The 23,528-nt window shown below is 67.9% G+C and carries 20 protein-coding genes; 17 read left to right on the top strand and 3 right to left on the bottom strand.

All coding sequences use genetic code 11. The features are described 5' to 3' along the window. The first annotated feature begins 2 nt into the window (after positions 1-2). From QAD21_RS11250 to pyrF, 5 genes are read left to right on the top strand one after another with little or no spacing between them, the layout of a single operon-like run. Complete coding sequence (locus QAD21_RS11250) at positions 3-1,310, top strand: dihydroorotase (RefSeq protein WP_165630128.1); 1,308 nt, start codon at positions 3-5, stop codon at positions 1,308-1,310. Then, positions 1,307-1,942 (top strand): hypothetical protein, encoded by a 636-nt coding sequence (locus tag QAD21_RS11255; RefSeq protein ID WP_065632132.1) that lies wholly within the window; start codon positions 1,307-1,309, stop codon positions 1,940-1,942. Before QAD21_RS11250 ends, QAD21_RS11255 begins: the two co-directional genes overlap by 4 nt. Next, positions 1,939-3,108, top strand: coding sequence for a glutamine-hydrolyzing carbamoyl-phosphate synthase small subunit (gene carA / locus QAD21_RS11260; RefSeq protein WP_280361461.1), 1,170 nt, complete (start codon positions 1,939-1,941; stop codon positions 3,106-3,108). Before QAD21_RS11255 ends, carA begins: the two co-directional genes overlap by 4 nt. After that, the gene (gene carB / locus QAD21_RS11265; protein ID WP_280361463.1) at positions 3,108-6,443 is read left to right on the top strand and encodes a carbamoyl-phosphate synthase large subunit; all 3,336 of its coding nucleotides are present in this window, start codon (positions 3,108-3,110) and stop codon (positions 6,441-6,443) included. Before carA ends, carB begins: the two co-directional genes overlap by 1 nt. Further along, the gene (gene pyrF, locus QAD21_RS11270; protein ID WP_280361465.1) at positions 6,440-7,270 is read left to right on the top strand and encodes an orotidine-5'-phosphate decarboxylase; all 831 of its coding nucleotides are present in this window, start codon (positions 6,440-6,442) and stop codon (positions 7,268-7,270) included. The genes carB and pyrF overlap by 4 nt, the downstream gene beginning before the upstream one ends. 21 nt (positions 7,271-7,291) lie before the next feature. Here the strand turns inward: pyrF and QAD21_RS11275 are convergent, their stop codons facing one another. Continuing rightward, positions 7,292-7,864 carry a hypothetical protein gene (locus QAD21_RS11275; RefSeq protein ID WP_247452006.1) on the bottom strand — a complete coding sequence of 191 codons (573 nt, stop codon included), beginning with the start codon at positions 7,862-7,864 and terminating at the stop codon, positions 7,292-7,294. Beyond that, positions 7,861-8,499 (bottom strand): hypothetical protein, encoded by a 639-nt coding sequence (locus QAD21_RS11280; protein ID WP_280361468.1) that lies wholly within the window; start codon positions 8,497-8,499, stop codon positions 7,861-7,863. The genes QAD21_RS11275 and QAD21_RS11280 overlap by 4 nt, the downstream gene beginning before the upstream one ends. Before the next feature lie 225 nt (positions 8,500-8,724). Between QAD21_RS11280 and QAD21_RS11285 the strand changes: the two genes are divergently transcribed. Beyond that, positions 8,725-9,984 (top strand): IS256 family transposase, encoded by a 1,260-nt coding sequence (locus tag QAD21_RS11285; RefSeq protein ID WP_096905832.1) that lies wholly within the window; start codon positions 8,725-8,727, stop codon positions 9,982-9,984. 25 nt (positions 9,985-10,009) lie between these two features. On the opposite strand, the gene QAD21_RS11290 is transcribed toward QAD21_RS11285, so the two are convergent. Further along, positions 10,010-10,417, bottom strand: a complete 408-nt coding sequence (locus QAD21_RS11290) for a hypothetical protein (RefSeq protein ID WP_280361470.1) — start codon at positions 10,415-10,417, stop codon at positions 10,010-10,012. Positions 10,418-11,403: 986 nt separating this feature from the next. Between QAD21_RS11290 and mihF the strand changes: the two genes are divergently transcribed. The 11 genes from mihF to QAD21_RS11345 all read left to right on the top strand — a co-directional run bounded on the left by mihF (position 11,404) and on the right by QAD21_RS11345 (position 23,274). Further along, entirely contained in the window at positions 11,404-11,718 is a 315-nt protein-coding gene (mihF, locus tag QAD21_RS11295) for an integration host factor, actinobacterial type (protein WP_004021989.1), read from the top strand. Positions 11,719-11,758: 40 nt separating this feature from the next. After that, complete coding sequence (gene gmk / locus QAD21_RS11300) at positions 11,759-12,388, top strand: guanylate kinase (protein ID WP_137808803.1); 630 nt, start codon at positions 11,759-11,761, stop codon at positions 12,386-12,388. 41 nt (positions 12,389-12,429) lie between these two features. Further along, positions 12,430-12,729: a DNA-directed RNA polymerase subunit omega gene (gene rpoZ / locus QAD21_RS11305; RefSeq protein WP_004021987.1), complete on the top strand. Its 300-nt coding sequence runs from the start codon at positions 12,430-12,432 to the stop codon at positions 12,727-12,729. Positions 12,730-12,741: 12 nt separating this feature from the next. Continuing rightward, positions 12,742-14,013, top strand: coding sequence for a bifunctional phosphopantothenoylcysteine decarboxylase/phosphopantothenate--cysteine ligase CoaBC (gene coaBC, locus QAD21_RS11310; RefSeq protein WP_068971593.1), 1,272 nt, complete (start codon positions 12,742-12,744; stop codon positions 14,011-14,013). 83 nt (positions 14,014-14,096) lie between these two features. Next, complete coding sequence (gene metK, locus QAD21_RS11315) at positions 14,097-15,308, top strand: methionine adenosyltransferase (RefSeq protein WP_226514223.1); 1,212 nt, start codon at positions 14,097-14,099, stop codon at positions 15,306-15,308. A gap of 64 nt (positions 15,309-15,372) precedes the next feature. Continuing rightward, a complete protein-coding gene (locus tag QAD21_RS11320) occupies positions 15,373-17,337 on the top strand; it encodes a primosomal protein N' (protein ID WP_280361474.1) in 1,965 nt (654 codons plus the stop codon). Further along, positions 17,338-18,297, top strand: a complete 960-nt coding sequence (gene fmt, locus QAD21_RS11325) for a methionyl-tRNA formyltransferase (protein ID WP_165630125.1) — start codon at positions 17,338-17,340, stop codon at positions 18,295-18,297. Next, a complete protein-coding gene (locus QAD21_RS11330; protein WP_280361476.1) occupies positions 18,294-19,667 on the top strand; it encodes a transcription antitermination factor NusB in 1,374 nt (457 codons plus the stop codon). The genes fmt and QAD21_RS11330 overlap by 4 nt, the downstream gene beginning before the upstream one ends. A 126-nt stretch (positions 19,668-19,793) precedes the next feature. Continuing rightward, positions 19,794-20,768, top strand: a complete 975-nt coding sequence (locus QAD21_RS11335) for an alpha/beta hydrolase fold domain-containing protein (RefSeq protein ID WP_280361478.1) — start codon at positions 19,794-19,796, stop codon at positions 20,766-20,768. 94 nt (positions 20,769-20,862) lie between these two features. Further along, positions 20,863-22,071, top strand: a complete 1,209-nt coding sequence (locus QAD21_RS11340) for a serine hydrolase domain-containing protein (protein WP_280361480.1) — start codon at positions 20,863-20,865, stop codon at positions 22,069-22,071. Between the two features lie 174 nt (positions 22,072-22,245). Further along, positions 22,246-23,274 (top strand): helix-turn-helix domain-containing protein, encoded by a 1,029-nt coding sequence (locus QAD21_RS11345; protein ID WP_247452013.1) that lies wholly within the window; start codon positions 22,246-22,248, stop codon positions 23,272-23,274. The last annotated feature ends 254 nt before the right edge of the window (positions 23,275-23,528 follow it).

Raw genomic sequence — 23,528 nt, forward strand, 5'->3', positions numbered from 1 at the left:
AAGTGACCGCCCGCACCGGATCCGTTCTTCTCCGCGCCGTTCGTCCATACGGCGAGGGTGACCCGATCGACGTCCTCTTAGTCGACGGCGTCATCAGCGAGATGGGTTCCGCGGTCACCGCGCCCGACGGCACCGAGACGATCGACGGCAAGGGCGGCGTGCTGCTGCCGGGGTTCGTCGACCTCCACACCCACCTGCGGGAGCCGGGCCGCGAGGACACCGAGACCATCCGGTCGGGTTCGGCAGCCGCCGCGCTCGGCGGTTACACCGCGGTCTTCGCGATGGCCAACACCAGCCCGGTGGCCGACAACTCGACCGTCACCGACAACGTGTGGCGGTCCGGGCGCGAGGTCGGACTCGTCGACGTGTACCCGGTCGGCGCCGTGACCGTGGGTCTGGCCGGCAAGCAGCTCGCCGAGATGGGCATGATGGCCGCCGGTGCCGCCGGCGTCCGGATGTTCAGCGACGACGGCAAGTGCGTCGACGATCCGCTCCTGATGCGCCGCGCGCTCGAGTACGCGACCGGGCTCGGCGTCCTCATCGCCCAGCACGCCGAGGAGCCGCGACTGACCGTCGGAGCCGTTGCCAACGAGGGGCCCACGGCCTCGCGCCTCGGCCTGGCGGGCTGGCCGCGGGCGGCCGAGGAGTCGATCGTGATCCGCGACGCCCTGCTCGCGCGCGACGCGGGTGCGCGCATCCACATCTGCCACGCCTCGACCGAGGGCACCGTCGAACTTCTCCGCTGGGCGAAGGACCAGGGGATCGCGATCACCGCCGAGGTGACCCCGCATCACCTGCTGCTCGACGACTCGCGGCTGGAGACGTACGACCCGGTCAACAAGGTGAATCCGCCGCTGCGCGAGGTCCGCGACAAAGAGGCGTTGCGACAGGCGCTGGCCGAGGGGATCGTCGACTGTGTGGCCACCGACCACGCGCCGCACGCCGCGCAGGAGAAGTGCTGCGAGTTCGCCCAGGCCAAGCCCGGCATGCTCGGCCTGCAGACCGCCCTGCCGATCATCGTCGAGACCCTCGTGAAGCCCGGCCTGCTCGACTGGCGCGGCGTCGCGCGAGTGATGAGCGAGCGGCCCGCGCAGATTGTCGAACTCACCGATCAGGGTCGTCCGATCGAGGTCGGCGAGCCGGCGAACCTGGCCGTCGTCGACCCGGACACGTCCTGGGTGGTGCACGGTCCCGAGCTGGCGAGCTTGTCGGCCAACACCCCGTTCGAGTCGATGACCATGCCCGCCACCGTCACCGCGACGGTGCTGCGCGGCGTGGTGACGGCCCACGACGGGCAGGTGACCCGATGACCGCGAGACCCAGGCGTGGACTGGTACCGGCGATCCTCGCGGTGCTGGTGGTCGCCTCGGTGCTCGCGTCGCTGCTCGGATACGGCAAAATCGTCTTCAACGCCTGGTTCATCGGCGTGGTCGCACTGCTCGCCCTCGGGGTGGCGTCGGTGTTCTACCTGCTGGCGACCGGGAATCGGAAGAAGACCGCGGCGCAGGCCGACGTGATCGGCACGCTGCCGACGATCCCCACCGAGCCGGGCGCGGTACTCAGAGGTCCAGATACCGGCCTCTACCTCGGCAGCACCATCGCGCCGAGCTGGCAGAACCGGGTGACCGTCGGTGACATCGGCGACCGGGCGTCCTCGGTGCTGACCGAGTTCGAGACGGGCATCCTCATCGCGCGTCAGGGAGCCAGTGACCTCTGGATTCCCCGGGAATCGATCACCGCGGTCCGGACCGAACGCGGCATCGCGGGCAAGGTGATGACCGCCGACGGCGTCCTCGCCATCCGCTGGGTCCTGCCCAGCGGCACCGAGATCGACTCCGGGGTGCGCGCCGACGACAAAACGATCTACCCCGGCTGGGTGAGCGCCTTCGCCGGGACGCATGACAGTGGACACGGGCCACAGGGACAAGGGGCACAGGAATGAACACAGCGGTCTTGGTGCTGGAGAACGGCCAGGTGTTCACCGGCCGGAGCTTCGGCGCAGTCGGCCAGACCCTTGGCGAGGCGGTGTTCTGCACCGCGATGACCGGCTATCAGGAAACCCTGACCGATCCGAGCTACCACCGGCAGATCGTGGTCGCCACGGCGCCGCAGATCGGCAACACCGGCTGGAACACCGAGGACGGCGAGAGCACGGGCAGCGCCGGGAGCACCGGCGTCGACGGTGACTCGGGCAAGATCTGGGTCGCGGGGTATGCGGTTCGCAACCCCACCCGACGCGTCTCCAACTGGCGCGCGACGACCTCCCTCGCAGAGGAGCTGGACCGTCAGGGCATCGTCGGGATCGGCGGTATCGACACCCGCACCGTGGTGCGCATCCTCCGCGACCACGGGTCGATGAAGGCCGGGATCTTCTCCGGCCCGGCGCTCGCCGACACCGACGAACTCGTTGCCCGCGTGCGCAACCAGCCGGACATGGAGGGCGCCCGGCTGGCCGACGAGGTCACCACCGACAGCGGTTACGTGGTCGAACCCCTCGACCAGCACCGGTTCACGGTGGCCGCCATCGACCTGGGCATCAAGACCAACACGCCGCGGATGTTCGCCGAACGCGGCGTCCGCACCCACGTGCTGCCCGCGACCGTCGCGCTCGACGCCATCGCCGACCTCAAGCCCGACGGGGTGTTCCTCTCGAACGGTCCCGGCGACCCGGCCACGGCCGACGACATCGTCGAACTCACCCGCGGGGTGCTCGGCCAGGACATCCCGCTGTTCGGCATCTGCTTCGGCAACCAGATCCTGGGCCGCGCGCTCGGCCGGTCGACCTACAAGATGAAGTTCGGCCACCGGGGCATCAACATCCCGGTCGTCGACCACGCCACCGGCAAGGTCTCGATCACCTCGCAGAACCACGGCTTCGCGCTCGAAGGCGAGGCGGGCGAGGAGTTCGACTCCGACTTCGGCCGCGCCCGGGTCAGCCATGTCTGCGCCAACGACGGCACCGTGGAGGGCGTCGAGCTGCTCTCCGGCCGCGCCTACTCGGTGCAGTACCACCCCGAGGCGGCCGCCGGTCCCCACGACGCCGCCTACCTGTTCGACAAGTTCGTCACCCTGCTCGAAGGGGACAAGTCCCAAGGAGCGAGTGCCTGATGCCGCGCCGCGAAGACATCAACCACGTCCTGGTCATCGGGTCCGGGCCGATCGTGATCGGTCAGGCCTGCGAGTTCGACTACTCCGGCACGCAGGCCTGCCGGGTCCTCAAGGCCGAGGGCCTGCGGGTCAGCCTGGTCAACTCGAACCCGGCCACGATCATGACCGATCCGGAGTTCGCCGACGCCACCTACATCGAGCCGATCACAGCCGAGTACGTGGAGAAGGTCATCGAGGCCGAGCGCGACGCCGGGCATCCCATCGACGCCGTGCTGGCGACCCTCGGCGGTCAGACTGCACTCAACACCGCTGTCGCACTGCACGATCGCGGCTCGCTGGAGAAGTACGGCATCGAGCTGATCGGCGCCGACTTCGACGCCATCCAGCGCGGCGAGGACCGGCAGATGTTCAAGGACATCGTCGAGAAGGTCGGCGGGGAGAGCGCGCGGTCCCGCGTCTGCCACACGATGGACGAGGTGCGGGACACCGTCGCCGAACTCGGGTTCCCGGTCGTCGTCCGGCCGTCGTTCACCATGGGCGGTCTCGGCTCGGGCATGGCCTACGACGACGAGGACCTCGACCGGATCGCGGGCGGCGGTCTCGCCGCCTCCCCGACCGCGAACGTCCTCATCGAGGAGTCGATCCTCGGGTGGAAGGAGTACGAGCTCGAGCTCATGCGCGACAACCGCGACAACGTGGTGGTCGTCTGCTCGATCGAGAACCTCGACCCGGTCGGCGTCCACACCGGCGACTCGGTGACCGTCGCCCCGGCGATGACGCTCACCGACCGCGAGTACCAGATCATGCGCGACCTCTCCATCGACATCCTGCGCGAGGTCGGCGTCGACACCGGTGGCTGCAACATCCAGTTCGCCCAGGACCCGCGCGACGGGCGCCTCGTCGTCATCGAGATGAATCCGCGCGTGTCGCGGTCGTCGGCGCTCGCGTCGAAGGCCACCGGCTTCCCGATCGCGAAGATCGCCGCGAAGCTGGCCATCGGCTACAGCCTCGACGAGATCGTCAACGACATCACCAAGGAGACCCCGGCCTGCTTCGAGCCGACGCTCGACTACGTCGTGGTGAAGGCTCCGCGGTTCGCGTTCGAGAAGTTCCCGGGCGCCGACGACACGCTGACCACCACGATGAAGTCGGTGGGCGAGGCGATGAGCCTCGGTCGCAGCTTCGCCGAGGCGCTCGGCAAGGTCATGCGGTCGCTGGAGACGAAGGCCGGTGGCTTCTGGGCCGAGCCCAACCGCCCAGACCCGTCGACCGTCGACCTGCCCGCACTGCTCGAGGACATCAAGACCCCGCGCGACGGCCGGTTGTACAAGCTGATGCTCGCCTTCGAGGCCGGCGCGACGATCGAGGACCTCTACGAGGCCACTGCGATCGATCCCTGGTTCCTCGCCGAGATCGGCGGGATCGCCGCGCTCGGAGTGGAGATCCGCGACGCCGACACGCTGGATGAGGCGTTGCTGCGCGAGGCCAAGTCCACCGGCTTTTCCGACCGTCAGATCGCCGCTCTGCGTTCGGATTTCGCCGACGAGGCGGCCGTTCGCGCCCACCGGATCGGGCTGGGCGTACGGCCGGTCTACAAGACCGTCGACACCTGCGCGGCCGAGTTCGAGGCGAAGACGCCGTACCACTACTCGAGCTACGAACTCGACCCCGGGGCGACCAGTGAGATCGCGCCCCAGACGGAGCGCCCCAAGGTCCTGATCCTCGGATCGGGCCCCAACCGCATCGGTCAGGGCATCGAGTTCGACTACTCGTGCGTGCACGCCGCACTGACCCTGTCGGACGCCGGATACGAGACCGTCATGGTCAACTGCAACCCGGAGACGGTGTCCACCGACTACGACACCGCCGACCGTCTCTACTTCGAGCCGCTGACGTTCGAGGACGTCCTTGAGGTCTACCACGCCGAATCGGAGTCGGGCACCGTCGAAGGTGTCATCGTCCAGCTCGGCGGCCAGACGCCGCTCGGTCTCGCGCACCGTTTGGAGGAGGCCGGGGTGCCGATCGTCGGCACCAGCCCGGCGGCCATCGACCTCGCCGAGGATCGCGGCGAGTTCGGCAAGGTGCTGACCGCCGCCGGACTACCGGCCCCGGCGTTCGGTACCGCGACGAGCTTCGACGAGGCCCGCGACACCGCCGCCCGGATCGGGTACCCGGTGCTCGTCCGGCCGTCGTACGTCCTCGGTGGACGCGGCATGGAGATCGTCTACGACGAGAAGTCCCTGGAGGACTACATCTCTCGCGCGACCGAGCTGACCCCGGATCATCCGGTACTGGTCGACCGGTTCCTCGAAGACGCGGTGGAGATCGACGTCGACGCCCTCTGCGACGGCGACGAGGTCTACATCGGCGGCGTGATGGAACACATCGAAGAGGCCGGAATCCACTCCGGTGACTCGGCGTGCGCGTTGCCGCCGGTCACTCTCGGCCGAGCCGACCTCGAGATGGTGCGGACCTCGACCGAGGCGCTGGCCAAGGGCATCGGCGTCAAGGGTCTGCTCAACGTCCAGTACGCGCTCAAGGACGACATCCTCTACGTGCTCGAGGCCAATCCGCGTGCGAGCCGGACGGTCCCGTTCGTCTCCAAGGCCACCGCGGTGCCCCTGGCCAAGGCGTGTGCGCGCGTCATGCTCGGCGCGACGATCGCCGATCTGCGGGAGCAGGGCATCCTGCCCGCCACCGGCGACGGCGGAGAGGCTCCGGCGACGGCGCCGATCTCGGTGAAGGAAGCGGTCCTGCCGTTCAATCGGTTCCGTCGCCATGACGGCAGCGGGGTCGACAACCTGCTGAGCCCCGAGATGAAGTCGACCGGCGAGGTCATGGGCATCGACGCCGACTTCGGTCGCGCATTCGCCAAGTCGCAGACCGCCGCCTACGGCTCGCTCCCGACCAGCGGCAAGATCTTCGTGTCGGTGGCCAACAAGGACAAGCGGGCGCTGATCTTCCCCGTGAAGCACCTCGCCGACCTGGGGTTCGACATCCTGGCCACCGAGGGGACCGCGGACGTGTTGCGCCGCAACGGGATCAAGTGCGAGACGGTGCGCAAGCACTTCGAGGCCGCCGAGGGGCAGCGCACGATCGTCGACATCATCCGCGCCGGCGAGGTGACGATGGTGATCAACACCCCGTATGGCAACTCGGGGCCCCGCGTCGACGGCTACGAGATCCGTAGCGCCGCGGTGTCGGTGAACATCCCGTGTATCACCACGGTGCAGGGTGCCTCGGCCGCCGTGCAGGGCATCGAGGCCGCGATGACCGGCGACATCGGGGTGCGGTCGCTGCAGAACCGGCACGCCGACCTGGCCGGCCGCTCGTGACGGACGCGTCCGGGTTCGGCGGCCGCTACACGAGGGCGGTCGTCGAGCGCGGGCGTCTGTGCGCCGGGATCGATCCCCACGCCGCGTTGCTCGAGGAATGGGGCCTCTCGGTGGACATCGACGGACTGTCGGCGTTCGCCGACATCTGCGTCGAGGCGCTAAGTCCGGTGGCCGCCGTCATCAAACCTCAGGTCGCGTTCTTCGAGCCGTTCGGTTCGGCGGGTTTCGCGGTGCTGGAACGCGTCGTCGCGGGCTGTCGCGAGGCGGGCGCCCTCGTCATCGCCGACGCCAAGCGCGGTGACATCGGTTCGACGATGGCCGCCTACGCGCAGGCCTGGTTGTCCGAGTCGTCGCCGCTGTGCGCCGACTCGGTCACCGCGTCTCCCTACCTGGGTTACGAATCCCTGCGCTCTGCACTGGATCTCGCGCGGTCCGGCGAGCGCGGCGTCTTCGTGCTGGCGCGGACGTCGAACCCGGAGGGCGGCGAGCTGCAGCGGGCACAGGTGGGGGAGCGGACGGTCGCGCAATCGATCGTCGACGCCGCGGCCGCCGAGAACACGGACGGGACCGCGACCGTCGGCCTGGTCGTCGGGGCGACACGTGAGCACGGGCTCGATCTCGCCGGCCTCCGCGGCCCGATCCTGGCCCCCGGGCTGGGTGCCCAGGGTGCAACGGCCGCCGACCTGCCGATTGTGTTCGAGGGGGCCGACCCGGCCTGGGTGCTGCCCGCCAGTTCCCGCGGCGTGCTCCGAGCCGGGCCCGATCCCATCGCCCTGCGCGACGCTTTCGTCCGCGCCCGCGACGAGGTCGAGGCCGCGCTGGGCTGAGGTGCGGTCAGGGTTTCGTGCTCAGGGGGAGCGGGTTTCGACGGTTACCAGCATCGGCGGATCTGAGTCGGTTTCCGCAGTGAGTGGCTCATCACGCCGGATGGTGGTGCTATCACCCAACGCGCGCATGATCTCGGTGGCCCCGTCCCAGTGCATGCTTTGGACGGGACGAGGGCCGTCGAAAAAGATGTAGTCGCCCTGTGCGCCGAAATCGGGATCGCTGCGGCTTACCCCGAGAAAGCAGATGCCGGTAGTTCCGGCGGAGGCGTTGATCGACGCGGAATCGGTGTTGTCGAAAGCCTGCAGCACTCGGTCCCACGCCCCGGTCCACCCTGCTTCGCGAGCAACGTCGTGCAGCGTTGTCACCTGTGTGCCCGTTGAGGCTGACTGAATGGCTGCGTGTCTAAAACGCTCGGACGATCCCAGTGGTTGCGAATTGTCGTCGATACGGAACTCGGTCTCACACTGCATCTGCTTCTGCTCGGGACCCCCAGAGGCAAGTCCTGAACACCCGTTAATCGCCGTAGCGGTGAAGCAGACCACGAAAAGCCCGATCATCGCGCGGCACCACCTGCCGTGTTGATACGAGGTCACCGCTCACCTGCCGGTAGCGGGATATCCGTGAGTGACGGGGCACCGGTGCTGTGCTCAGCCACTCGGTCACTCCAAGCGATCTCGTCGTCGGCCCCGATGACGAGAGTCCTGCCGTCCCGGACTGCCCGATCGACGGCGGCGGCCAGTTCTTCGGGACTCGCTTCGGGGTGTTCCCGCGCCAACTGACGGCCGATCTCGTTGTTGTACAGATCCATCGCCTCTCGGTGAGGCGGGTTGCCGCCCAATTGCTCGTGCGCGGTTGCGAACTGTCGAGTCCAATCTTCCCCGAACCGCTGGGTCATGAGCGCATTCCAGTAAGTGTGCCGGAAGGCGTCGCCATGTCCATCGGAAATGCTGCGCGGTCCGGCATGCTGCTGTTCTGCGGCGCCGCTGGCCTGTGAACGAATGGCGAAAAAGTCGACCAGATCGTCCAAGCCGTTCGGCCGAGCCCCCATCGTCGCCAGCATGACGATCTCTTCTGGGGTCATGAAAACCGGCTCAACCGCCGGGTCCACCGCGCGGATTGCCTGCAACAGAACGCCGCTCGGCCACAACCGGGCACCGCCTTCGGACGGCGCCGTTTGGTATCGGCGAAGGATTTCGGCGAGTCTCGGATCGTCGGGTGTGCCGACCACCCCGTATTTCACTCTGTCGGAGAGGCCCTCAAGGACGGTTCGGAGCTCTTCGGCGCCTCGTCGATCGATGTCTTCGATCCGTGCCAGCGAGAGTAGTGCCCCATAGAGTGGTGTAACTCGGTGGCCGAGATCGTCTGCGATTCCGTGTTGTGTACGGATGTAGAGCGGCCACCGTGTGATCCTTCGAGTCAACCTTCTACCGAATCCTCGAACGGAGTCATCACGATGACCGCACCCCATATTGTCGACCCTGCAGGCCTGCTTAGCCAAGCCCTGACCGACGCGTCACCGGATCTGATGCGCGAGCTGCTGCAGACCATGATCAACGCCCTGCTGTCCGCGGACGCCGACGCCGTGTGCGGCGCCGAGTGGAACGCCCGCTCGTCAGAGCGCACCAACTACCGCAACGGTTATCGCCACCGGCCCCTGGATACCCGGGTCGGCACCGTCGACGTCGCCATCCCCAAGCTCCGCTCGGGCTCCTACTTTCCCGAGTGGCTGCTCGAGCGTCGCAAGCGGGCCGAATCCGCGCTGATCACCGTCGTGGCGGACTGCTACCTGGCCGGGGTCTCCACCCGCCGGATGGACAAGCTGGTCAAAACTCTCGGCATCGACTCGCTGTCCAAGTCCCAGGTCTCCCGCATGGCCGAAGACCTCGATGAGCAGGTCGCGGCGTTCCGGCACCGGCGCCTGGACGAGGCCGGACCGTTCACGTTCGTCACCGCCGATGCGCTGACGATCAAGGTCCGGGAGAACAAGCAGGTCGTCAAAGCCTCGGTGCTGCTGGCCACCGGGGTCAACGGTGACGGCCACCGCGAGGTCCTGGGCATGCAAGTCGCCACCAGCGAGACGAAGGCCTCGTGGAACACCTTCTTCGCCGACCTGGTGGCCCGTGGCCTGGGCGGAGTCCGGCTGGTGACCTCCGATGCCCACGCCGGGCTGATCGAGGCGATCGCGGCGAACCTGCCCGGGGCCGCCTGGCAGCGCTGTCGCACCCACTACGCCGCAAACCTCATGGCCGCGTGCCCCAAGTCGATGTGGCCGGCCGTGAAGGCGATGCTGCATAGCGTCTACGACCAGCCCACCGCCGAGGCTGTCAATGCCCAGTTCGACCGGCTCTTGGACTACACCGAAGGCAGACTGCCCGAGGTTGCTGACCACCTCGGCGATGCCCGCGAGGACCTGCTGGCGTTTATCGCGTTCCCCGACGATGTGTGGCGGCAGATCTGGTCCAACAACCCCACCGAGCGGCTCAACCGGGAGATCCGACGCCGCACCGACGTGGTCGGGATCTTCCCGAACCGGGATGCCATCGTTCGCCTCATCGGCGCCGTCCTGGCCGAGCAGACCGACGAATGGGCCGAAGGCCGCCGCTACCTCGGTCTCGAAGTCCTCAGCCGCTGCCGACTCACCCTGACCACCGACCCCGCCACCAGCTCGCCGACGGAGGTGAGCACCGATGACCTGATGCAACTACCCGCCTGACCACCCACGAAGGATCACCATTCAGTTACACCACTTCCAGGGGCTTGACCGCCAGCGAGCCACGAATAGCGATTGTCAGGAAGTTCTCCAACCCTTCCTTCTCCGCGAGTTTGGACAGATAGTCCGACTTCCACACACGCAACCACTCCATGTTCGACCGCTCGGAATTGACGGTGCCGTCGTCTTCGACGTAGAAATCGAACTCAGAGGAGAGTGCTTCGGTCACCTTGCTTGGAAGGTTCGAGACCTCGCCTTCGAGTTCGGACACCCGAGTGTCGAACTTCTCGGCCACCGCACCGATCACGGAGGCGCTGCGAACTGCGTCATCAGCGTGGGTCCGCGACGACTCGCGAGCGTCCTCTCCGCCGTGCCCGCGCCAGTATTCGTGCGACGCGTCGAAAGTACTGCCCGCGCTCTTGAAGTCGGTGGACATCTGCTTGGACGCGGACGACAGAAGACGACTGACCGATTTCGCACTGTCCAGGGACCACCCCATCACAAGGGGAACCGTGTACTTCGAACCTTCGCCGGACACTAGCCTCCACCCCCTCGACGATCGGGCTCAGCCGAAGTTCGGCCATGCGCCAGGTCGCTGCGGAGTCGCTGGCCGCTGGCATCGTCGGCGTTCTCATAAGAGTCCGCCCCGCGCGTGCAAAGGTGGGCGAAGCCGACGTACTGACCTGCGTGGTAGTCGACGACTCTATCCAGTGCTGCAGCTGCGTCGCGAAGGCTGACCGCTAGTTCATTGTCGTCAGCGCCGGCCACCGGATTGGCGCCGCCGCTCAGCGTGCGCGTTGCCGGGTCGCCTCTGCGACGGCCCGGGTTGCCCTTGCCAGGCCACGAACTCGCGGCGGATCCACAAACATGTCACTGACCCCCGATCAGTGTTCAGGTGAAAAGTCTGCTCACAGTAACCGAGGCACCCGACGATGCCGGCGCATGTGCTCACACTGCGCACAGGGCTGCCCGCGACACGCGCGGTGCCTCGGTCCAATCCCAGAATTTCCGGCCACATCACTGGTGTCACACGCGTCTCAGTCGAGGGACGTCCGGGCGGGAGGTCGTTCGCTTTGCTATCGACCGCCTTGTCGCCTGGTGTTGCGCTGACCTGCGAGAATGCTACGAAACACGTAGTCAGCGCGATGGGGGCGGCACTGAATCGGTGCTGTGCTCCCGTGAACGCACACGAGGCCCTACAACATGAGAAAACGCTCCGAAAATGGGGGGTCGCACTCGCAAATGCCTGCTCACGTGGGTACGGTCGCATTCGCCGCCAACATTTTGATGGCGTCGGCCGGGTGCAGACCCGGCTGACAGGCCGGCGACGGCGATCCAGCCGCGGTCGCACGGCAACAGAGCCTCGGACGCCCCCGGGCGAACGATGCAGTCCCACTCGAGAACGAAAGACGGAGGAACCCCGTGGCCCTTCCCCAGTTGACCGATGAGCAGCGCGCCGCTGCGTTGGAGAAGGCAGCTGCCGCTCGTCGCGTCCGCGCGGAGCTCAAGGAGCGCCTCAAGCGCGGTGGCACCGATCTCCAGCAGGTGCTCAAGGATGCCGAGAACGACGAGATCCTGGGCAAGATGAAGGTCTCGGCCCTGCTCGAGGCCCTGCCCAAGGTCGGCAAGGTCAAGGCGCAGGAGATCATGACCGAGCTCGAGATCGCCCCGACCCGCCGCCTGCGTGGTCTCGGCGACCGTCAGCGCAAGGCTCTGCTCGAGAAGTTCAGCTCCTGAGCGTGAGCAACCGAACCGGATACGGCAGCGGAACGAACCCGTGGACGCGGCGGTGAACCACCGCCCGGACCACGAGGGAACCGGACGCACGAGGGGTCGACTGATCGTTTTGGTCGGCCCCTCGGCCGTCGGCAAGTCCACCGTGGTCGCGAGGGTCTGCGCCGCGGTACCCGATGTCTACTTCAGCGTCTCGGCGACAACCCGGGACCCACGGCCCGGCGAGGTCGACGGCCGCGACTACCACTTCGTGTCCGCGGGCGACTTCGACAAGATGATCGCCGCCGACGAACTCCTGGAATGGGCCGAGATCCACGGCGGGCTGCAGCGCTCGGGCACCCCCATCGCCCCCGTGCTCGCCGCTCTGGAAGCCGGCAAACCGGTTCTGGTCGAGGTCGACCTGGTCGGTGCGCGCAACGTCGTGGCCCGGCTCCCGGAGGCGATCACCGTCTTCCTCGCGCCGCCCAGCTGGGACGAACTCGTAGCCCGCCTGACCGGGCGGGCCACCGAGACGCCCGAGGCGATCGAGCGCCGACTGGCCACCGCGCGCACCGAGATGGCCGCGCAGGACGAGTTCGACCACGTTATCGTGAACAGCGAAGTCGACCGCGCCGTCGATGAGTTGGTATCCTTGCTGGTCGGACCTGAACAGCCGGCCGCATCCGCGACCTGACCGGCCCTTTCCGACACCCAGACCTCGACGCAGGAGTTCGTGTGAGCACCCCGACCAATTTCGACATCACCGAGATCGCCGACGCACCGGCCTACGACACGCCGCTGGGGATCACCAATCCGCCGATCGATGATCTCCTCGACCGCGCGTCGTCGAAGTACGCACTCGTCATCTACGCAGCCAAGCGTGCGCGCCAGATCAACGACTACTACAACCAGCTCGGCGACGGCATCCTCGAGTACGTCGGCCCGCTGGTCGAGCCCGGCCTGCAGGAGAAGCCGCTGTCGATCGCGATGCGTGAGATCCACTCCGACCTGCTCGAGCACACCGAGGGCGAATAGTCGTCGTCGGTGATGACCAAACCGACCGGAACCCGGCGCCGCATCCTGATTGGCGTCGGCGGCGGGATCGCGGCCTACAAGGTCTGCTCGGTGATCCGACACTTCACCGAGTCCGGTCATGACGTCCGCGTCGTGCCGACCCCGGCTGCGCTGGAGTTCGTCGGCAAGGCGACCTTCGAGGCGCTGAGCGGTAACCCCGTCTCCACGACCGTGTTCGACGACGTCGACGAGGTCGCGCACGTCCGGCTCGGGCAGGGGGCGGACCTCGTGGTCATCGCCCCGGCCACCGCCGACCTCATGGCCCGCGCCGCACAGGGGCGTGCCGACGACCTGCTGACCGCGTCGCTGCTGACCGTGCGGTGCCCGGTGCTGTTCGTGCCCGCGATGCACACCGAGATGTGGGAGCACCCCGCCACGCAGGCCAACATCGCAACGCTGCGGTCGCACGGCTCGGTCGTGATGACACCCGCGTCGGGCCGTCTCACCGGCACCGACTCGGGCCGCGGTCGTCTACCGGATCCTCAGGAGATCGCCCTGGTGGGCGAGCTGTTGCTCGATCGCGCCGACGCACTCCCGTACGACCTTGCCGGCGTCCGCGTGCTCATCAGCGCCGGCGGCACCCGGGAACCGCTCGACCCGGTCCGGTACCTCGGCAACCACAGCTCCGGCAAACAGGGCTTCGCGCTGGCCCGCGCCGCGGCCCAACGCGGCGCGAGCGTCACCGTCGTCGCCGGGTCCACTGCCGACCCGGGCGACCCGGCCGGGGTCACCATCGTGCGGATCTCCACCGCCGAGCAACTCGCCGACGAGATGACCAAGCGCGCCGCCGACGCCGATGTCGTGATCATGGCCGCCGCGGTCGCCGACTTCCGACCCGTTGCGGTCGCCGAGTCGAAGATCAAGAAGGGCGACGAGGGGCCGGCGCCGATCCATCTCACCACCAATCCCGACATCCTGCGCGGACTCGTCACCGCACGCGACGAGGGCCGCATTCCCACTGCCACCGTGATCGTCGGGTTCGCCGCCGAGACCGGCGACGAGACCGGCGGTGTCCTCGACCACGGCCGCGCCAAGCTCGCCCGCAAGGGCTGCGACCTCCTCGTCGTCAACGCCGTCGGCGACGGCAAGGCCTTCGGGACCGAGGACAACACCGGCTGGTTGCTCGCCGCCAACGGCGACGAGACCGCCTTGCCCTTCGGGTCGAAAACACTCATGTCGAGTCGGATACTTGACGAAGTGCGGCAACTGGTGCCTGATGGTCGAGGAGCTCGACCGACCGATTAGGTTGGAAACATCCCCGGCCAGTCGGACTGGCCGACACCGCCAGCGGCGCGGCGACCATCGACGCGCGTAGATCTCGAGAGGATCTGATGACCACCTCGTCACGCCTGTTCACGAGCGAATCCGTCACCGAGGGACACCCCGACAAGATCTGTGACGCGATCAGCGACTCGATTCTCGACGCCATCCTCACCGACGATCCGAAGGCGCGTGTCGCGGTCGAGACCCTCGTGACCACCGGACAGGTGCACGTCGCCGGCGAGGTCACGACCACCGCCTACGCCGACATCCCCAAGATCGTTCGCGACAAGGTCCTGGAGATCGGGTACGACTCGTCGACGAAGGGCTTCGACGGCGCATCGTGCGGCGTGAACGTCGCCATCGGTGCGCAGTCCCCGGACATCGCGGGTGGCGTCTTCAACTCGCACGAGAGCCGCAGCGGCATCTCGGAGGACGAGATCGACAGCCAGGGTGCCGGCGATCAGGGCCTCATGTTCGGCTACGCCACAAACGAGACCCCGGAACTCATGCCGGTTCCCATCGCGCTGGCCCACCGCCTGTCGCGGCGCCTCACCGAGGTGCGCAAGAACGGCACGCTCCCGTACCTGCGCCCCGACGGCAAGACGCAGGTCACCATCGAATACGACGGTGACACCCCGGTCCGCCTCGACACCGTGGTCCTGTCGACGCAGCATGCCGCCGACATCGACCTCGACAATCTCCTCGCGCCGGACATCAAGAAGCAGGTCGTCGACGCGGTGCTCGCCGAGATCGATCTGCCGACCCTCGACACCACCGACTACCGTCTGCTGGTCAACCCGACCGGCAAGTTCGTCCTCGGCGGCCCGATGGGTGACGCCGGCCTGACCGGCCGCAAGATCATCGTCGACACCTACGGCGGCATGGCCCGTCACGGCGGCGGCGCGTTCTCCGGCAAGGACCCGTCGAAGGTCGACCGCAGCGCGGCCTACGCGATGCGCTGGGTGGCCAAGAACGCCGTGGCCGCGGGACTGGCGAACCGCATCGAGGTCCAGGTCGCCTACGCGATCGGCAAGGCCGCACCGGTCGGCCTGTTTGTCGAGACGTTCGGCACCGAGAACGTCGATCCGACTGTCATCGAGCGGGTCATCACCGAGAACTTCGACCTGCGTCCGCTCGCGATCATCCGCGACCTCGACCTGCTGCGCCCGATCTACGCACCGACCGCCGCGTACGGCCACTTCGGTCGCACCGACGTCGACCTGCCGTGGGAGCGGACCGACCGCGCGGAGAAGCTGCGGGCCGCCGCGGGTCTGTAGACCCTCTGCGGAAGTACTCTCACTGACACCCAAAGGAGCACGGGTCCCGGCCGCCGAGCTGCCGGTGGCCCGTGTTCTTCCTGTTCTGGGGCTCGCGCACCTCGACCGTCCCTTCGATTACCTGATCGACGTCGACCAGGACGAGGACGCGCAGCCCGGTGTTCGTGTCCGCGTGCGATTCTCGGGTCGGCTCGTCGACGGCTACCTCCTCGAGCGCATCGAGAAGAGCGATCATCCCGGCAAGCTGGGCTGGCTCGACCGGGTCGTGTCCGCCGAGCCGGTACTGACCCCGCAGCTGGCGACGCTGTGCCGTGCGGTGGCCGATCGGTACGCGGGCACGATGGGCGACGTCGTGCGCCTGGCCATACCGCCGCGGCATGCGCGCACCGAGAAGGAGACGACACCCGACCCGGCCGCTGTCGTCGAATCGCCCGACCTCGCCGACTGGCATCGGTATGCCCTGGCCGACTCCTACGTGGAGAACCTGGCCGACAGTCATCCGCGTGCCGTCTGGCAGGCCCTACCGGGGGAGGACTGGCCGCGCCGTCTCGCCGAACTCGCCGCGGCGACCCTCGCAGGGGGACGCGGGTGCATCCTCGTCGTTCCCGATCAGCGTGATCTCGATCGGGTGTGGGCCGAGTGTGAGCCGTTGATCGGCGACCGTGGGGTCGCGCTGTCCGCCGGACTCGGACCCACCGCGCGCTACCGCCGATGGCTGGCCGTGCGCCGCGGTGCCGCGCAGCTGGTGATCGGTACCCGAAGCGCGGTGTTCGCGCCGGTCAAGGACCTGGGCCTGGTCGTCGTGTGGGATGACGGCGACGACAGCATGGCCGACCCACGGGCGCCCTACCCGCATCCCCGCGAGGTGGCGGTGCTGCGGTCGCACCACGAGCGGTGCGGCCTGCTGCTCGGCGGGTTCGCCCGGACCGCCGAGGCGCAGGCGCTGGTGGTCTCGGGCTGGGCGCACGACCTCGTCGCCGACCGCACGACGGTCCGCACCCGCAGCCCCCGTGTCCAGGCGATCTCCGACGACGACCGGCAGATCGCACGCGACCCCATGGCCCGGTCGGCGCGCATCCCCGAAGTCGCGTTCGACGCGGCGCGGTCGGCGTTCGCCGCCGATCGTCCGGTGATCTTCAGCGTCCCGCGCCGGGGTTACGTGCCGTCGCTCGCATGCACCCGCTGCCGCGAACACGCGCGGTGCCGGGCCTGTCACGGACCGTTGCAGCTCGATGCCGACCAACGACTGAGCTGCCGATGGTGCGGACGGCCCGAACGGTCGTTCCGCTGCCCGGAGTGCGGTAACACCTCGGTGCGCGCGACGGTGACCGGTGCGCGCCGGACCGCCGAGGAGCTGGGACGTGCTTTCGCCGGCGTGCCGGTGCTGACCAGCGGCGGCAACACGATCCTCGACGAGATCGAACCCGGCGCACGGCTCGTCGTCGCGACGCCAGGCGCGGAGCCGGTGGCCCCGGGCGGATACGGCGCCGCGATCGTCGTCGACACCTGGGCCCAGCTCGACCGGGCCGACCTGCGTGCCGAGGAGCACGCGGTCCGGCGGTGGATGGCGCTCGCCGCGATGGTGACCCCGCACGGTGACGGTGGGCGAGTGGTCATCGTGGCCGACTCGGCGCTCGCACCCGTGCAGGCCCTGATCCGTTGGGACCCGGTGGGTTTCGCGTCGATCCAGTTGCAGGAACGCGTGGAACTCGGATTCCCCCCGGCGGTGACGATGGCGTCGGTCGACGGGCCGACCGGGGTGATCACCGACTTCGTCGAACACCTCGAGTTACCCTCCGACGCCGATGTTCTCGGCCCGGTGCCGTTGCCGCCCGGCGTCCGCCCGCCGGCCGGCAGTGCCGAGTGGGAGGCCGCCGCCGACGACGAGATGGATCGCATCCTGGTGCGGTTGCCGCGCAAGCACGGACGGCTCCTCGCCGAGGCGCTCGTCGCGGGCCAGGTGCGCCGCAACACACATCGACAGACCGGGCCGATCCGGGTGCAGATCGACCCGCCTACGATCGGATGAATGCGCATCGTTTTCGCCGGTACCCCCGAGGTCGCCGTGCCGTCGTTGCAGGCCCTCATCGACTCGCCCTCGCATGAGGTCGTCGGGGTCATCACCCGGCCCGACGCCGTGTCAGGCCGCGGCCGCAAGGTGATGCGGTCACCGGTCGGGCAACTCGCCGACGAGCATGCACTCGAGGTGATCACCCCGCGCCGGTTGTCGGAGCCGGAGGTCGACGACGTGCTCCGGCGCTGGGCTCCCGACTGCGGTGCCGTCGTGGCCTACGGCGGGCTCGTACCGCCCGGACTGCTGGACCTGCCGCGCCACGGTTGGATCAACCTGCACTTCTCGGTCCTGCCCGCCTGGCGCGGTGCCGCTCCGGTCCAGGCCGCCATCGCCGCCGGCGACGAGGTGACCGGGGCCAGCACGTTCCGGCTCGAGAAGGGTCTCGACACCGGTCCGGTCTTCGGGGTGCTGACCGAGACCATCCGACCCACCGATACCAGCGGTGATCTGCTCGGGCGTCTTGCCGATGCCGGGTCGGGACTGTTGCTGTCCACGCTCGACGGCCTCGAGGCCGGTGAACTCGCCCCCGAACCGCAGCCGACCACGGGGGTGAGCCACGCGCCCAAGGTCGAGGTCGAGGACGCGCGGATCCGCTGGGAACTGCCGGCACACATCATCGATCGCCTGGTTCGCGCGTACACACCAGCACCCGGACCGTGGACCAGCCTCGACGACGCGCGGATCAAGGTCGGGCCGGTGTCGGTCGCGTCGGCCGACGATCCCGGTCTGCCCGATGCGGCGCGGGACGGCGGCCTGGCGCCCGGTGCACTCGCCGTCACGAAGAAGGCGGTGTTCGTCGGAACCGGTTCGCAGCCGGTGAGACTCGGCACCGTACAGCCGCCGGGGAAGAAGCCCATGCCCGCCGCCGACTGGGCTCGTGGCGCGCGCCTGACCGACGGGACGGTCCTGGGATGAGCGGCAAGTTCCGGCAGAAGGACCTCGATCCCGCGCGCGTGGCCGCCCGCGACACCCTCCGCGCGGTACGCGAACGCGACGCGTATGCCAACCTCGTCCTGCCGAAGATGCTGCGCGACAGGAAGATCGAGGGACGAGACGCTGCCTTCGCCACCGAGCTGGCCTACGGGGCCGCGCGGGCCCAGGGTCTACTCGACGCGGTGATCTCCTCCGCCGCGAAACGGCCGGTCGCCGACATCGACGGCACGGTGCTCGACGTCCTGCGGCTCGGCACCTATCAGCTGTTGCGGACGAGGGTCGGCGCACATGCGGCGGTCTCCACGTCGGTTGACCTGGTGCGCGCCGAGAACGGGATGGGGCCTTCCGGTTTCGTGAACGCGGTGCTGCGCAAGGTCTCCCAGAAGGACGAGGACATGTGGGTGGAGGAGCTCGCACCGTCGCCCGCGGACGATCTCGTCGGCTATCTCGCCTTCCAGTACGCACATCCGCGCTGGATCGCGGAGGTGTTCCGCGACGCTCTCGGTGGTTCGGCGGGACAGCTTCAGGCGGCACTCGCCGCCGACGACGAGCGACCGCCGGTGCATCTCGTCGCTCGTCCGGGGTTCATGACCGCCGAGGAACTCGCCCTCACCAGCGAGGGGGAGGTCGGCGACTACTCCCCGTACTGCGTGTACCTGCCTGGTGGCGATCCCGGCGACGTCGCCGCGATCCGTGAGGGGTACGCGGGTGTCCAGGACGAGGGCAGTCAGCTGATCGCCCGTGCGGTGACCGTGGCCGAGGTCGCCGACGACGGTGGGCGGTGGCTCGACATGTGCGCCGGCCCCGGCGGGAAGGCCGCATTGATCGGTTCGCTCGCCGAGATCGACGGTGCCCGACTCGATGCGGTCGAGGTGTCCGAGCATCGCGCCGGCCTGATCCGCAAGGTCGTCTCCGACCTTCCGGTCACCATCCACGTCGCCGACGCCCGGTCCAGTGGGCTCGACGCCGGTTACGACCGCATCCTGCTCGACGCTCCGTGCTCGGGGCTGGGCTCGCTGCGCCGACGTCCCGAATCCCGCTGGCGCCGGACCACTGCCGACGTCGACGAACTCGTCGTCCTACAGAAGGAGCTCCTCACCGAAGCGCTGCGCCTGGTGAAACCCGGTGGCATCGTGGTCTATTCGACGTGTTCGCCGCACCCGGCGGAGGCGACGGCGGTGGTAGCCGACGTCCTGGCGTCGGCGGACGGTGTGCGCCAACTCGATGCCCGCCCGTTGGTGACGGTGGGCAAGCTAGGCCCGGACCTGTTGGGCGACGGACCCCACGTTCAACTCTGGCCGCATGTCCACGGCACCGACGCGATGTTCCTGGCGGCGTTGACGCGGGACTAGTGGCCGGCGGTTGCGTGCCGGCTCACGGCCAGGTTTCCGGACGGCCGCCATATGGCGGTCGACGACAGCCGAACAGGGCACATCCGGCGGTTCCGCGGCTCCCACAGGTTCCATAAACTGTGCTCTATGACACAGTCCAGGGCGCAGGCTCGACCTGCTTTCGACCCGGAGCTTCGCGCCGGCCTGGCTGTTGTCGGTGGGATGTTTCCGCCCACCGTGACACCCGACCTGATCGGTTTCATGCGTCGTTCGTATGCATCCCGACCGGTGGCGGAGACGCTCGCCGGTCGTGCGGTTGACCACCTCGAGTACGAGGTGGCGGGGTACCGGGGCGACGCCATCGTGGTGTCCGTGTTTCGTTCGCCCACGGCGGCCGGCCGCCGGCCGGCAGTACTCTACGCGCACTCCGGCGGCCTGATGTTCGGTGACCGTTTCAATGCGCTCGACGCGAATCTCGACTGGGTCGAACATCTCGGAGCGGTGTTGGTGAGCCCCGAGTACCGGCTGGCACCGGAATACACGGATCCGTACGCGCGCGAGGACATGTACGCCGCCCTCGAGTGGATGGTGTCGCAGGCCGGCGTACTGGGAATCGATCCCACACGAATTGTCGTCGCCGGTGCGAGTTCCGGTGGCGGTCTTGCCGCGGGGCTGGCACTTGCCGCGCGCGACCGGTGTTCGACGCCACCCCTCCGCGGCCAGATGTTGTCCTATCCGATGCTCGACGATCGGGGTATCGCGCCGTCGACAACACAATTCGACGGCGTCGGAGTCTGGGACCGGGTGTCCAACGAGACCGGTTGGCGGGCCTATCTGGGTGCCACCTACCGGACAGAAGATGCCCACCGCTACGCGGTCCCGGCTCGCGAGACCGACCTGTCGGGTCTGCCGCCGGCGTTTCTCGACGTCGGTGACTGTGAGATCTTCCGGGACGAGGTCATCGCCTACGCCTCGGCGTTCTGGGCCGCCGGCGGTAACGCCGAGCTGCATGTGTGGCCCGGAGCATTCCATGCCTGCGACATTTTTGCGCCGCACACCGCGTTGGCCAAGGCCATGCTGCACACAAGACTGCTGTGGATGCAGCGGATGCTTGCCGACTGAGAGCGGCGTTCACGCAACCGACACTCTTCCGCCCGGCACCAGATGGACCGGCGGTGGTTCCACATGCCCGCGTCAACACAACGAGAGGTTCGAAATGATTACTCGCACAGTCGATTCAGACAGAATTGCCGAATTTGCCGATGCGGTGGTCCGAGCGGCATCGGCCGGCGAACAGGGAGTTCCTGGCGTCGTGGCCGGAGTGACCACCGACAAGGAGACCGTCTACCTGGGCCACTCCGGTGTCCGCGCGCTGGACGAACCGGACCCGATGACCGACGACACGGTCTTCGCCATCTTCTCCACCACGAAGGCGATCGCGGGTACCGCCGTTCTCCAGCTGGTGGAGAGCGGAGACCTCGATCTCGATGCCCCGGCCCGCGAGTACGAGCCGCGGCTTGGTGACGTGGCTGTCATCGAGGGGTTCGACGATCGAGGTCAGCCTCGCCTACGTGCGCCCCGATCGGAGATCACGACTCGCCATCTGCTCACCCACACTGCTGGGTTCGCGTATGACTTCTTCGACGAGGTGTATGCACGACTCGCCGCCGAGCACGGCCAGCCGAGCATTGTCACGTCCACGATGGCATCGCTCCAGACACCTCTGCTCTTCGATCCGGGTACCGCGTGGGAGTACGGCACCAACATCGACTGGGCGGGGCTGGTGGTGGAACGAATCGCCGGCAAACGGCTCGGAGAAGTGATCACCGAGCGGATTCTCGCGCCGCTGGGGATGAGTGATACTGCTTTCACCAGAACCGACTCCATGCGCGAACGCACTGCCACCATCCATCACCGAGCCGCCGACGGGTCCCTGGCGCCTGACCACGACTTCACTCTGCCCGACGAGCCCGAAGTGCACATGGGCGGTCACGGCCTCTATTCGACAGTCGGCGACTACCTGAAATTCATCCGGATGTGGCTTGCCGACGGCCGCGCTGATTCCGGCGAGCCGATATTGAGCCCGGCGACCGTCGATCTCGCAGCGCGAAACCATCTGCCGGGATCGATGAAGATCACGCGACTGCCCGGCGTCATCCCGAGTCTGAGCAACGACGCCGAGTTCTTTCCCGGAATGCCGAAGTCGTGGGCGCTGACCTTCATGATCAATGAACACGATGCTCCCACCGGACGTCCTGCTGGTTCCCTCGCGTGGGCGGGGCTGGCGAACCTCTACTACTGGATCGACCGGCAGAACAGGATCGGAGGCTATTGGGCGACTCAGATCCTGCCGTTCGCCGACGCCGGGTCGGTTGGCGGATACCTCGACTTCGAGACCGCCGTGTACGCCTCCCTGCAGCGCTGAGGGAAGGCGACGCGGATCTGCCGGTCGATCTGGCTGCGACGCCGCCCGTGCCCCCGATCCATCCGACCCATCCGGTGTGCCGGTGTGCCGGTGTGCCGGTGTGCCGGTGCGGCACGGGCGTAGCGGCGTAGTGTTGATCCGATCACATGATCCACCATTCTCCAGGGAGGCGACGTGCAGGAACTCCTCGGTCGCATCGCTGCACTGGATCCGAACGCGAGTGTGGGTCTGAGGGTGATAGCTTGCTTCGACGAACTGGTCGTCGGCAACGTCAACATCCAGGGTCTGCTCGCCACCGCCGCAGCCCTGGCAGGGTGCCCGGCAGGCTGTTCGCATGGTTCTTCGTCCTATCGAGTGTCAGTGCTCGGAGAACCCCTCGGCGGAGGTCTCCCGCCGATGCGTCGTGGACTACAGGTGGACGGTGGCGAAGTGTGGCTGGAACGTCACGGTCCCGAATTGCCCAACGATGCGATCATTCTGGAGCGGCTCGGTCTCGCGGTCGGCGTTCGACTGGCCGGGGCCGCACCGGAGCGTACTCGTCGTGATATCGCGGTGCTGTTCGATCGCGAGACGCCGATCGACGATCGTCGCGAAGCCGCGTGCCGTCTGGGTCTCACTCCGGATGTGCGTTATCGGGCCGTTGCCAGCACTCTGTTCGCCGAGTGGACTACGCACCCGTCCTGGCCTCAAGACGTGATGGCGACCGCGGTCGGGACAATTCATGCGCTGATCGCGCCGGCGGATGCGATGTGTGCGGATGCCCCCATGACGCCGTGCGGGCTGGGTGTCACCGCCCACATCGACCGACTGGCGGACTCGTTCAGAACCGCACTCATCTCCCTCCAACTCTGCGAGAGTCCCCACCGAGCCGTGGATGCGGAACGATACGGTGGGCTGGTTCATCTGCTTGCCGATTCCCCCTCCGCCGCAACAAATCCCGACGCGGACGTGCTCGATTCCATTCGGGATCTCAAGTGGGTCCGCCCCACCGTGGGGGCACTGCTCGATTCTTCCAGTGTGCGACAGTCGGCGAGACTCCTCGACATTCATCATTCGACAATGCAGTCCCGGGTCGAAATCCTTACGGATGCACTGGGTTTCGACCCCCTCGACGGAGTCGGCCGAGCGAGGCTCGGTATGGCGTTCCTGACGTGGCGGATGCGCCACTCGCGGGCACTCGAACTACCTCCGCCCAACCACTGAGATCTGCCGGCAAGCAGTGATTCTTCGCCGATCACGTGGCCGGTCACGTCAATCACTCGTCGCTGCGATCGCTCGACTTCGGGTTTGTCCTGGACGGGCCGTGCGCTCGGTCCAGACAACGCGCTGATGCTCCAGCCAGGTGGAGATCCTTCCCAGCCGACGCCGGTCGCGGTGAACCTCGTCCTGCCCGAACGGCCCCTTCTGGGTCTGGCCGACTCAGCCACGTGATCACCGCGACCGCGCGACGACACCGC

Source organism: Gordonia sp. SMJS1 (genome assembly GCF_029866425.1).
Classification (GTDB): Bacteria; Actinomycetota; Actinomycetes; order Mycobacteriales; family Mycobacteriaceae; genus Gordonia; species Gordonia hongkongensis.